This is a genomic window from Marinibaculum pumilum (genome assembly GCF_042646425.1).
GTDB classification, from domain to species: domain Bacteria; phylum Pseudomonadota; class Alphaproteobacteria; order Ferrovibrionales; family Ferrovibrionaceae; genus Marinibaculum; species Marinibaculum pumilum.
On sequence record NZ_JBHRTR010000029.1, the window covers coordinates 88,131 to 100,009 of the forward strand.

Below are 11,879 nucleotides of genomic sequence, written 5' to 3' on the forward strand. Positions count from 1 at the left end.
GCGCCGGCGGGGCAAGCCCCCCGCTGTCCGACCCGGAGCGGATGGCGGCCCGCGGCGCTTGCCTTTGCAGTCGGCGGCGCTAACTGCTAAACGCCCCGGCGCCGCTGCGCTGCATCGCTTCCGGCAGCCGCGCGGCGGGGTTGCGACACCGTGGACATTTGCCACGGGGGCTCGCTTTCGGTAATTTCGTCCGGCTGTGCCCGCGGGTTTGAGCGGAAACAGGGCCAACATCTGGGGGCCAGGGACCGGGGGTTGCCGGCCGCGGCGCGGGTCTACGCGTCTGCGCCGGCGTAGGGGCGTACCGGCACAGACCGCGCGCGCCCGGCAAAACCGGCCGCTCCAACCGAAATCGGTGCCGGACTGGACCCTGTCGGTGATGGACGGGCCCGTCGGCGACGGACGGGAGCGGCAGGACGGCAAAGAACGACATGCCCGACACGACCGCCGACGCTGCGGATGGACGTGTCGCGGCAACCTGACATTGCGGCTGATGTGGAACGCCATGAACGAGAGATCCATGACGACGACACACCCGCTGCCCGAAATCGAGTTCGACGGAATCGAGCGCGTTGGGGCGGCTGAGGCGAACCAGGACACCCTCCGGCAGGACCGGGCGGCGGACACCGGGCGCAATGGCAGCGGCAGGAAAACCGGCACGGCCGTGCCGGCCGGCGCCTACGGCTTGCCGCCGGCTCAGGGGCTCTACGACCCCACGCTCGAGCGCGACAATTGCGGCATCGGCTTCGTCTGCCACATCAAGAATGCCAAGAGCCACGACATCGTCGTCGAAGGGCTGGAGATCCTGAAGAACCTGACCCATCGCGGCGCGGTGGGCGCGGATCCGGATGCCGGCGACGGCTCCGGCATCCTGCTGCAGATCCCCGATGCCCTGCTGCGCGATGCCTGTGCCGAGCTGCACATCGACCTGCCGCCGGTGGGGGAATATGGCGTCGGCATGCTGTTCCTGCCGCGCCATGCGGTGGCCCGGGTGGAATGCGAGCGGCTGATCGAGCGCAAGATCGCCGAGGAGGGCCAGCGCTGCCTGGGCTGGCGCGACGTGCCGACCCGGCCGGAGATCGTGGGCGAGAGCGTGAAGCCGACGGTGCCGGTGATCCGGCAGGTGTTCGTCGGCCGCGGCGCGAACTGCGCCGACCAGGACGCCTTCGAGCGCAAGCTTTTCGTGATCCGCAAGCAGGTCGCCAACGCGATCCGCGACATCGGCGGCGATACCGAGGGCTATTACGTCCCCTCCTTCTCGTCGCGGACGATCATCTACAAGGGGCTGGTGCTGGCCGACCAGGTGGGGCCGTTCTACCCCGACCTGGAAGACGAGCGCTGCGTCAGCGCCCTGGCGCTGGTGCACCAGCGCTTCTCCACCAACACCTTCCCGACCTGGAACCTGGCGCAGCCGTTCCGGATGATCTGCCACAACGGCGAGATCAACACCGTGCGCGGCAACGTCAACTGGATGGCCGCACGCGCGCAGGCGATGACGTCGGAGATCCTGGGCGACGACCTGCCGAAGCTCTGGCCGCTGATCGGCCCCGGCCAGTCCGACTCCGCCTGCTTCGACAATGCGCTGGAGCTGCTGGTCGCCGGCGGCTATTCGCTGGCCCATGCGATGATGCTGATGATCCCGGAGGCCTGGGCGGGCAACCCGCTGATGGATCCGGAGCGGCGCGCCTTCTACGAGCATCACGCGGCGCTGATGGAGCCCTGGGACGGGCCGGCGGCGATCGCCTTCTCCGACGGCCGCCAGATCGGCGCCACCCTGGATCGCAACGGCCTGCGGCCGGCGCGCTACCTGGTCACCGACGACGACAAGGTGATCCTGGCCTCCGAGATGGGCGTGCTGCCGATCCCGGAGGAGCGGATCGTGCAGAAGTGGCGCCTGCAGCCCGGGCGCATGCTGCTGATCGACCTGGAAGAAGGCCGCATCATCGACGATGCGGAGGTCAAGCGCGAGCTGGCGCAGGCGCATCCCTACCAGGAATGGCTGGACCGCACGCAGATCGTGCTGGAGGACCTGCCGCCGGCCCTGCCGCCGATGGCGCCCAACCATGCCACCCTGCTCGACCGGCAGCAGGTGTTCGGCTACACGCAGGAAGACCTGAAGTTCATCCTGGGCCCGATGGCGATGGACGGGCAGGAGCCGATCGGCTCGATGGGCAACGACATCCCGATCTCCGCCCTGTCGGACCGGCCGAAGCTGCTCTACTCCTATTTCAAGCAGTGCTTCGCCCAGGTCACCAACCCCGCGATCGACCCGATCCGTGAGGAGTTGGTGATGTCGCTGGTCTCCCTGATCGGGCCGCGGCCGAACCTGCTCGACCTTAAGGAATGGGACAGCCTGAAGCGGCTGGAGGTGCGGCAGCCGATCCTCACCAACGAGGATCTGGAGAAGATCCGCTATATCAGCGACATCTCCGACAACCAGTTCCGCGCCGTCACCCTGGACATCACCTATCCCGCCGCCCGGGCGGAGACGGCGATGGCGAAGGCGATCCGCCGCCTCTGCACCGCCGCCGAGGAGGCGGTGAAGGCCGGCGACAACATCATCATCCTGTCGGACCGCACGGTGGATGCCGACCGGGTGCCGCTGCCGGCGCTGCTGGCGACGGCCGCGGTGCACCATCACCTGATCCGCACCGGCCAGCGCACCCAGGTCGGCCTGGTGGTGGAGACCGGCGAGGCGCGCGAGGTGCATCACTTCTGCGTCCTGGCCGGCTATGGCGCGGAGGCGGTGAACCCCTACCTGGCGTTCCAGACGATCTCCGACATGCTGCACCAGGGCGAGCTGAAGGACGGGCTGAACGAGGCCCAGGCCCATGCCAACTACGTCAAGGCGGTGGGCAAGGGGATCCTGAAGGTGATGTCCAAGATGGGCATCTCCACCTACCAGTCCTATTGCGGCGCGCAGATCTTCGACGCCGTCGGCCTGGCGTCGGGCTTCGTGCAGAAGTACTTCACCGGCACCCATACCCGGATCGAGGGAGTGGGCATCAAGGAGGTGGCGGAGGAAAGCGTCACCCGCCACCGGCTGGCCTATTCCGAGGCGCCGATCTACCGCACCATGCTGGATGCCGGCGGCGAATATGCCCAGCGCATCCGCGGCGAGGCGCATGCCTGGACCTACGAGACGGTCGGCGCGCTGCAGCACGCGGTGCGCGGCAACAGCCAGGAGCAGTACGACGCCTTCGCGGCGATGATCAACGAGCGGGCGGAGAAGCTGCTGACCCCGCGCGGCCTGTTCGAGATCCGCGGCCGGCGCGAGCCGGTGCCGCTGGACGAGGTCGAGCCCGCGGCGGAGATCGTGAAGCGGTTCTCCACCGGCGCGATGTCCTTCGGCTCGATCAGCCGCGAGGCGCATACCACCCTGGCGATCGCGATGAACCGGATCGGCGGCAAGTCGAACACCGGCGAGGGCGGCGAGGAGCCGGAGCGCTTCAAGCCGATGCCCAACGGCGATTCCATGCGGTCGGCGATCAAGCAGGTCGCCTCCGGCCGGTTCGGCGTCACGACGGAATACCTGGTCAATTCCGACATGATGCAGATCAAGATCGCGCAGGGCGCCAAGCCCGGCGAGGGCGGTCAGCTGCCCGGCCACAAGGTCGACAAGGTGATCGCCAAGGTGCGGCACTCGACCCCCGGCGTCGGTCTGATCTCGCCGCCGCCGCACCACGACATCTATTCGATCGAGGACCTGGCGCAGCTGATCTTCGACCTGAAGAACGTGAACCCGGACGCCGATGTCAGCGTGAAGCTGGTGTCGGAGGTCGGCGTGGGCACGGTCGCGGCCGGCGTCTCCAAGGCGCGGGCGGACCATGTCACCATCGCCGGCTTCGAGGGCGGCACCGGCGCCAGCCCGCTGACCTCGATCAAGCATGCCGGCTCGCCGTGGGAGATCGGCCTGGCGGAGACGCACCAGACCCTGGTGCTGAACCGCCTGCGCGGCCGCATCGCGGTGCAGGTCGATGGCGGCCTGCGCACCGGCCGCGACGTCGTGGTCGGCGCGCTGCTGGGCGCCGACGAGTTCGGCTTCGCCACCGCGCCGCTGATCGCCGCCGGCTGCATCATGATGCGCAAGTGCCACCTGAACACCTGCCCGGTCGGCATCGCTACCCAGGACCCGGAGCTGCGGAAGAAGTTCACCGGCCAGCCCGAGCATGTCGTGAACTACTTCTTCTTCGTCGCGGAAGAGGTGCGCAAGTACATGGCGGAGCTGGGCTTCCGGCGCTTCGACGAGATGATCGGCCGCTCCGACTGCCTGGACAAGAAGCGGGCATTGAGCCTGTGGAAGGCGCAGGGCCTGGACTTCTCGAAGATCTTCCACCGTCCGGAGGACCGGCCCGGCGTCGCCACCCACAACAGCGAGCGCCAGGAGCACCATATTTACGACATCCTGGACCGCGACCTGATCGCCCAGGCGAAGCCGGCGCTGGAGGACGGCACCCCGGTGACGATCGAGCGCGGTATCACCAATGTCGACCGCACCGCGGGCGCGATGCTGTCGGGCGAGGTGGCGAAGCGCTACGGCCATGCCGGCCTGCCCGACCATAGTATCCACGTGAAGCTGACCGGCACCGCCGGGCAGAGCTTCGGTGCCTGGGTCGCCAAGGGCGTGACCCTGGAGCTGGCCGGCGATGCCAACGACTATGTCGGCAAGGGCCTGTCCGGCGGCATCCTGGCGATCTATCCGATGGCGCAGAGCCGGATCGTGCCGGAAGAGGCGATCGTGGTCGGCAATACCGTGCTGTACGGGGCGATCTCCGGCGAATGCTATTTCCGGGGCGTCGCCGGCGAACGGTTCGCCGTGCGCAATTCCGGCGCCGCGGCGGTGATCGAGGGTGTCGGCGACCATGGCTGCGAGTACATGACCGGCGGCACCGTGGTGGTGATCGGACCGACCGGCGCGAACTTCGCGGCCGGCATGTCCGGCGGCGTCGCCTATGTGCTGGACACCGACGGCAGCTTCGCCATGCGCTGCAACCAGGCGATGGTCGACCTGGAGGATGTGGACCCCGGCTCCACCTGGCTGGGCAAGGCCAGCCGCGGGCCGCAGGACCTGGCACCGGCGATGGTCGACATGCTGGGCCAGGACGCGGCGCGGATCCGGCGGCTGCTGGAGAACCATCTGCACTATACCGGCAGCCGGCGGGCGCGGATGATCCTGGACGAATTCGACACCTACCTGCCGAAATTCGTGAAGGTGATGCCGAAGGACTATCGCCGGGCGCTGCGCGAACTGCAGGCCGAGGCGGCCGAGCCGGTGGTCGCCGCCGGCGAGTAGGCCGCAGCGGCAGACCCCGACCCCAGTCAGACCAGAATGTAGAAGAGGCTGCTTCCGATGGGCAAGCCAACGGGTTTCATGGAGATCGAGCGGCAGGACCGCACCTACCTGCCGGTGGAGAAGCGGACCAAGAACTTCCGCGAATTCGTCGTACCGCTTCCCGACGAGAAGGTGGCGGAGCAGGGCGCGCGCTGCATGGATTGCGGCGTGCCCTACTGTCATACCGGCTGTCCGGTGAACAACATCATCCCGGACTGGAACGACCTGGTGTATCGCGGCCGCTGGCGGGAGGCGGCGGACGTGCTGCATTCCACCAACAACTTCCCGGAGGTGACGGGCCGGATCTGCCCGGCGCCCTGCGAGGCGGCCTGCACCCTGAACATCACCGACACCCCGGTGACCATCAAGACGATCGAATGCTCGATCGCCGACAAGGCCTGGGAACATGGCTGGGTGGCACCCGAAGTGCCCGCCCACAAGACCGGCAAGCGGGTGGCGGTGGTGGGTTCCGGACCGGCAGGCCTGGCGGCCGCGCAGCAGCTGGCGCGGGCCGGCCACGATGTCACGGTGTACGAGAAGAACGCCAAGATCGGCGGCCTGCTGCGCTACGGCATCCCCGACTTCAAGATGGAGAAGCATCTGATCGACCGCCGGATCGCGCAGATGCAGACCGAGGGCGTGCGCTTCAAGCCGCGGGTGGAAGTCGGCCGCAACCTGGCCGTCCAGACCCTGCTGGACAGCTATGACGCGGTGGTGCTGGCCGGCGGCTCGGAAAAGCCGCGCGACCTGCCGGTCCCGGGCCGGGAATTGGACGGCGTGCATTTCGCCATGGACTTCCTGACCCAGCAGAACCGCCGGGTCGGGCGCGAGCCGCTTGGCGACGTGAAGGAACTCAGCGCCGCCGGCAAGCCCGTCGTGGTGATCGGCGGCGGCGATACCGGGTCGGACTGCATCGGCACCTCGTTCCGCCAGGGCGCGACCTCGGTCACGCAGCTGGAGATCATGCCGATGCCGCCGCAGCGCGAGAACAAGGGCATGACCTGGCCGAACTGGCCGATGAAGATGCGCACCTCGTCATCGCAGGCGGAAGGCGCGCAGCGCGACTTCGCGGTGAAGACCGTCGCGCTGGAGGGCGAGGGTGGCAAGGTCAAGCGCCTGAAGGGCATCCGCCTGGACGACGACATGAAAGAGATCCCGGGCAGCGAGTTCACCCTGGACGCGGAACTGGTGCTGCTGGCGATGGGTTTCGTGCATCCGGTGGCGGAGGGCATGATCGAGGATCTGGGCGTCGACCTGGATGCCCGCGGCAATGTCCGTGCCGACACCGAGGGCTATGCGACGTCGATGCCGAAGGTGTTCGCGGCCGGCGACATGCGACGCGGCCAGTCGCTGGTGGTCTGGGCGATCCGCGAAGGCCGGCAATGCGCCCATGCGGTCGACAAGTTCCTGATGGGCGAGACCCTGCTGCCGCGCTGACGGGTCCCGCCAGCCGGCCGGGCTGCCCGGCCGGCGGGAGGCAACCGATGAAGCTGCACATGTCTGTCCTGCTGGTGACCGCCGCGCTCGCCGCGCCGGCGGCGGCAGCCGATGCCCCCTGGTTCCTGCCCTACGCGCAGATCTGTTCCACCGCCAATCACCAGCAGGCCAGGGTCGCGGTCGACTGTCGGCCCGACGGCGCACAGCCGCAGGTGCAGGCGCCAAACCAGCAGCCTGCGAACCCCGGCACCTGCCAGACCGACGTGGTCTTTCCCGGCTACAACCTGCGCTTCCGCTGGCCGGTCGCCGGCGACAAGTCGCACTGCCTCTGCCTGGACGAGAGCGGCAAGACCCCGCAATGGGTCAGCTATCTGCAGATGTCCGCGAGAGCCGGCCCCGACGGCTGGCTCGACCGCGACGCGCTGGACCTGGGCGCCGCCGGAAAGTGCTTCACCAACGGCGCCGTGGCCGGGTCGAAGCGGTAGGTTCCGATACGATCACCGTCGCCCTCGGGCTCGACCATACGGCATTCACACGTCTTCTCGACGTGCCTTTCCCGGCGCCGTCGCCCTCGGCCCCCGAGCCGAGGGCCGTGACGGGACAAAGACGCTGCGCGACTTCGCGGCCCTGCCACGATCCGCGGGTCAAGCCCGAGGACGACGGCTACGTCGCTGTGCGGCGCCCTCAGTCCGCGTCGGCCAGACCCGCATCCGACAGCGCCCCGCCCGTCCCCAGCGGCGCGTCGAGGCCGGCCAGGCGCAGCAGGTGCCAGGCCATGACCTGGTTGCTGGCCAGGACCGGCTTGCCCAGCATCCGCTCCGCCTCCGCCAGCACCTCCACCGCGCGCAGGTTGGTGCAGGCGGCGAACACCGCCTGGGAGTCGCGGCCGCCGATGGCGAGCAGGGCGTCGAGGATCGAATCCGGGCTGATGCGGGCGACGAGCCGCTCCTCCTTCTGCTCGAAACAGCCGAAGGCGCTGACCGCGATACCGGCCGCTTCCAGCGCATCGCGCAGGGCCTGGGACACGACCGGTTCGTAGGGGCTGACCAGCCCCAGCCGGGTGACACCCAGCGCCCGGCAGGCGGCCTTCACCGCCGTCAGCGGGTTGGTCACCGGCACGCCGGGATGCGCGGCGGCGACCAGCTCCGACACCCGCCCCTCCCCCATCACCGTGGCGGCGGAGGTGCAGGCATAGCCGATCGCGTCCAGCCCGGCATGGGCGGGCAGCAGCGCAGCGGCCCGGGTCAGATCGGCGGCCATGCGCGGCAGGGTCTCCACCGTCACCTCCGGCGCGGAGGGGATCCGGCTGTGATAGAGGCGCAGGCCCGGATCCGGCAGCAGGCGGCGCAGGTCCGCCTCCAGGGTCTCGTCGACCTGGAGGATCACGAAGCCGAAGGCGGCGTCGCGCTCGGCGCCCTCGTCCAGCTCGTAGTCCAGGCGCACCAGCCCCTCCCGCCCCTCAGTCGATGACCGGCAGTTCCGCCGGCGCGCGGCGGGTCAGCCAGCGCGTCCCAGCCGCCTCGATCACCAGGTTCTCCTCATGCACCATCATCCGGCCGGGAGCCAGGTCCAGGCTGGGCTCCAGGGTGATCACCATGCCGGGCTGCAGCACCGTCTCGTCGTCCGCGGTGTGGGACGGCCATTCGGTGAGCTGCATCCCCAGGCCATGGCCCATGCGGCCGACATCGCCGTCCGCCCTGCCCAGCACCGCCTGCATCGCCGCGAACAGGTCGGCGCAGGTGTTGCCGGGCCGAGCGGCCGCGAAACCGGCCTCGGTCGCCGCGTGCAGCAGGCGATAGCCGTCGCGCGCCGCATCGTCGGCGGGTCCCAACGCGTAGTTACGGTCGAAGTCGCAGAAATAGCCGTCGAAGGTGGCGCCGGTGTCCAGCACCAGGACGTCGCCGGGGGCGAGCGGCCGGCCCTGCGGCGGCGAGATGATGTCGCCATAGCCGCCCGGACCCGCGCCGCCGACCAGGTAGGGCACGTCGTCGGCGCCGGCCTCCAGGCAGGCGATGCGGAAGCGGCGGAAGACCTCGATATCGCTCATGCCCGGCCGCAGCCAGGCGGGCATCCCCTCGAACACTTCGGAGACCAGGTCGCAGACATGGGCGATCTTCGCGATTTCCGCCGGCGACTTCACCATCCGCAGCTGCCGCAGGATCGGCGTGGCATCCCGCAGGACCGCACCCGGCAGTCCCGCCAGCAGCCGGTTCCAGTCGGTCAGCGGCAGGCGCAGATGGCTCTCCGGCCCCTGGCTGACGCCCAGCATCGGCGTTGTCCCGGCAAGGTCGCGGACCGTATCGGCCAGCAGCGAGATCCCCTCGTCCTGCGGCCGGGGCGAAGGCCATGTGCGGATATCGGTGACCCAGGTCGCCGCCATCGCGACGGCGCCGATCCGCGGGACCACCGCGACGGGCCTGCCGTCTGCCGGCAGCAGCAGGAACCAGGGGCGGGTCGGGCTCTGCCAGAACGGGGTCAGGAAGCCGGAGAAGTAGCGGACCTCCGGCTCGGTGGTCAGCAGGATCAGGTCCAGCCCCGCCGCCGCCATCAGGGCCTGGGCACGGGTGCAGCGGGCGGCGCATTCGCCGGCCGGCAGGCCCCTGTCGGGCGCCGATCCGGTCATGCCCGCCTGGATCATGCGCCGTCCGGCGCGCCTTCGCCGGGCGGCGGATGACCGACCATGCTGGCATAGATCTGCGGGTCGGTGGCGCCCTCGCTGCCGAAGACCAGGACCCGGCTGCCGGTGGTCAGGCCGACCGCGCGCCGCAGATCCGGATCCGCGGCGACACCCAGCAGGCCGATCAGGCCGGACACCGCGGACTCACCCGCGGTGATCGTGCCGCCGCCTGCGGCACCGGAGGCCAGCAGCCGCATGATCGGGGCCACGTCGTCCTCGCCGATCGTCAGGTAGTCGGTGGCACCGCGGTCGAGGATGGTCCAGGCGATCGGCGAGATCTCGCCGCAGGACAATCCCGCCATCACCGTTTCCTCCTGCAGCGACACCGCCGTCGGCCGGCCGGCACGCGCGGTCGCCATCAGGCAGGCGGCGCGGGCCGGTTCCACGATCACGAAGCGCGGGCGCGCCGCACCCAGGCGCTGCCACATCTGCGCGCAGACGGCAGCGGCCAGGCCGCCGACCCCGGCCTGGACGAAGACATGGGTGGGCAGGGCGGCGCTGCCTGCGGCGCCATGACCGCCGACCTGATCGAGCACCTCCGCCGCCATCACACTGTAGCCGGCCATCACCTGCCGCGGCAGGTCGCCATAGCCGTCATAGGAGGTGTCGGAGACGACGAACAGGCCCTCCGCCGCCGCCTCCGCCGCGCAGAGCCGGACCGAGGCATCGTAGTCCCCGTCGATCCGCCGGACCTCCGCGCCCAGCGCCTCCAGCGCGGCCTGCCGGCCGGCGCTGACCCCGGCATGGATGTAGACCCGGCAGCGGCAGCCGGCGAGGCGGGCGCCCCAGGCCACGGAGCGGCCGTGATTGCCGTCGGTGGCGGTGGCCACCGTCAGCCCGGCCAGCAGCGCCGCATGGTCGCCGGCACGGATCTCCGCCAGCGGCGGCTGCTGCCCCGTCGCCGCCGCGACCCGTTCCGCGGCCAGGCAGAGCACGGCATAGGCGCCGCCCAGCGCCTTGAAACTGCCCAGGCCGAGGCGGCCGCTTTCGTCCTTGTAGAGAAGCTGCGCGATGCCGAGCTGGCCCGCCAGGACGTCGAGGCTCCGCAACCGGGTGGGGGCGTATCCCGGCCAGGCGGCAATCTCGGCCGCCGCGGTGCCGAGCATGGCCGGCGGCAGGACCGCATCCAGCTCCTGCGGCCAGGGACCGGTTTCCGCCGGCCGCTGGTGATGCTCCAGGACAATCATCGCGACAGCAGTCTACTCCGACAGGACGCGAGGGCGAGGGCCGAATCGGCCGGCCGCTTCGCTTTCATTTTTGACATGATTTCCGTTCATGTACCGGTCGACGATTTGTCGCGTGAAGACGGCCTGCACCGCTCCCATCTCCTGCAGATCGAAAGCGCGATGCCGCCACCTGCCTCATGACAGGGGTTCATCGCAGGAACTGGAGGCCAAGATGTTCGACCGCACCGATATCGCCTCGCTGGAACTGAGCCTCATTCATTCCGGCCCGATCCCCTCCCTGCATCTGCCGGCGGTGGAGGCGCAGGTGAACTTCCTGAAGCCGCAGCCAGGCAGGCCGCAGATCCATGTCGAACCGATCGGCAGCTTCAGCCGCGACGATGGCGGTGTCCGCTATGCCGTCGAACTGGAGCCCCGCACTGTCGAGATCCTGGACATCCGCCCGATCGCGGAGCAGCTGACCCTGGCGGAGAACGGCTTCACCCTGGTGCGCAGCAGCAGCGCGGTCGCCGACTTCACCGACGAGGCGGAGGTTCGCGCGCGGTTCTACCCGGAGGTGGAGGCCCTGCTGAAGGCGCGCACCGGCGCCAGCGAAGTGGTGATCTTCGACCACACCGTGCGGATCGAGGGCGGCGGCGCGACCGGCGCCCGCGTTCCGGTGCGCCGCGCCCATGGCGACTACACGCCCAGGTCCGGGCCGCAGCGGGTGCGCGACCTGCTGCCGGCCGACCGCGCCGCGGACTGGCTGCGCGGCCGCTTCGGCATCGTGAACCTGTGGCGGCCGTTCGGCGGGCCGGTGGAGATGGCGCCGCTGGCCATCGTCGACGGCGGCTCCCTGGATCCCGCCGACCTGGTGCCGACCGACCTGGTCTATCGCGACCGGGTGGGCGAGGTCTTCAGCCTGACCTGGTCGCCGGGGCAGCGCTGGCTCTACGTGCCGGACATGACCCCGGAAGAGGCGCTGCTGATCAAGACCTACGATTCCGACCCGGACGCGCCGGTCCGCTACGTGCCCCACACCGCCTTCGACGACCCGGACACGCGGCCCGGCGCCGCCCCGCGGCGCAGCATCGAGGTGCGGGCGCTGGTGCGGCTCGACGAAGGATCGAGCTTCTGATCCCTTGCTGCGGGACCGCCATCAGCCGGCGGCGATCCCCGCCCGCGCCAGAATCGCGTGCAACAGGACATCGCAGCCGGCCGCGAGATGCCCCGGATCGGCGGCCTCCGCCTCGTTGTGGCTGACGCCGCGCTT

General features: G+C 70.0%; 7 protein-coding genes. 4 read left to right on the forward strand and 3 right to left on the reverse strand.

The genetic code is table 11. From position 1 onward, the window contains the following. Positions 1–517: 517 nt before the first annotated feature. The 3 genes from gltB to ACFOGJ_RS17310 are packed head-to-tail and all read left to right on the forward strand — an operon-like array spanning position 518 to position 7,251. Positions 518–5,290: a glutamate synthase large subunit gene (gene gltB, locus ACFOGJ_RS17300; RefSeq protein WP_379902750.1), complete on the forward strand. Its 4,773-nt coding sequence runs from the start codon at positions 518–520 to the stop codon at positions 5,288–5,290. A 57-nt stretch (positions 5,291–5,347) separates the two neighbouring features. Beyond that, a complete protein-coding gene (locus tag ACFOGJ_RS17305) occupies positions 5,348–6,766 on the forward strand; it encodes a glutamate synthase subunit beta (protein WP_379902752.1) in 1,419 nt (472 codons plus the stop codon). A gap of 47 nt (positions 6,767–6,813) precedes the next feature. Next, the gene (locus tag ACFOGJ_RS17310; protein ID WP_379902755.1) at positions 6,814–7,251 is read left to right on the forward strand and encodes a hypothetical protein; all 438 of its coding nucleotides are present in this window, start codon (positions 6,814–6,816) and stop codon (positions 7,249–7,251) included. Positions 7,252–7,450: 199 nt separating this feature from the next. On the opposite strand, the gene ACFOGJ_RS17315 is transcribed toward ACFOGJ_RS17310, so the two are convergent. From ACFOGJ_RS17315 to ACFOGJ_RS17325, 3 genes are read right to left on the reverse strand one after another with little or no spacing between them, the layout of a single operon-like run. Beyond that, entirely contained in the window at positions 7,451–8,209 is a 759-nt protein-coding gene (locus ACFOGJ_RS17315; protein ID WP_379902757.1) for a maleate cis-trans isomerase family protein, read from the reverse strand. Positions 8,210–8,225: 16 nt separating this feature from the next. After that, complete coding sequence (locus ACFOGJ_RS17320) at positions 8,226–9,404, reverse strand: M24 family metallopeptidase (protein ID WP_379902759.1); 1,179 nt, start codon at positions 9,402–9,404, stop codon at positions 8,226–8,228. Further along, positions 9,401–10,630 carry a diaminopropionate ammonia-lyase gene (locus tag ACFOGJ_RS17325; RefSeq protein WP_379902762.1) on the reverse strand — a complete coding sequence of 410 codons (1,230 nt, stop codon included), beginning with the start codon at positions 10,628–10,630 and terminating at the stop codon, positions 9,401–9,403. Before ACFOGJ_RS17325 ends, ACFOGJ_RS17320 begins: the two co-directional genes overlap by 4 nt. Positions 10,631–10,841: 211 nt before the next feature. Here ACFOGJ_RS17325 and ACFOGJ_RS17330 point away from each other — a divergent pair, with 211 nt between their 5' ends. Then, complete coding sequence (locus ACFOGJ_RS17330) at positions 10,842–11,744, forward strand: CmcJ/NvfI family oxidoreductase (protein WP_379902764.1); 903 nt, start codon at positions 10,842–10,844, stop codon at positions 11,742–11,744. Positions 11,745–11,879 lie beyond the last annotated feature (135 nt).

Bases quoted from the DNA above. Each gene is read 5' to 3' on its own strand.
- ACFOGJ_RS17325 (WP_379902762.1), bottom strand. From the start codon at position 10,630: ATGATTGTCCTGGAGCATCACCAGCGGCCGGCGGAAACCGGTCCCTGG.
- gltB (WP_379902750.1), top strand. From the start codon at position 518: ATGACGACGACACACCCGCTGCCCGAAATCGAGTTCGACGGAATCGAG.
- ACFOGJ_RS17330 (WP_379902764.1), top strand. From the start codon at position 10,842: ATGTTCGACCGCACCGATATCGCCTCGCTGGAACTGAGCCTCATTCAT.
- ACFOGJ_RS17305 (WP_379902752.1), top strand. From the start codon at position 5,348: ATGGGCAAGCCAACGGGTTTCATGGAGATCGAGCGGCAGGACCGCACC.
- ACFOGJ_RS17310 (WP_379902755.1), top strand. From the start codon at position 6,814: ATGAAGCTGCACATGTCTGTCCTGCTGGTGACCGCCGCGCTCGCCGCG.
- ACFOGJ_RS17320 (WP_379902759.1), bottom strand. From the start codon at position 9,404: ATGATCCAGGCGGGCATGACCGGATCGGCGCCCGACAGGGGCCTGCCG.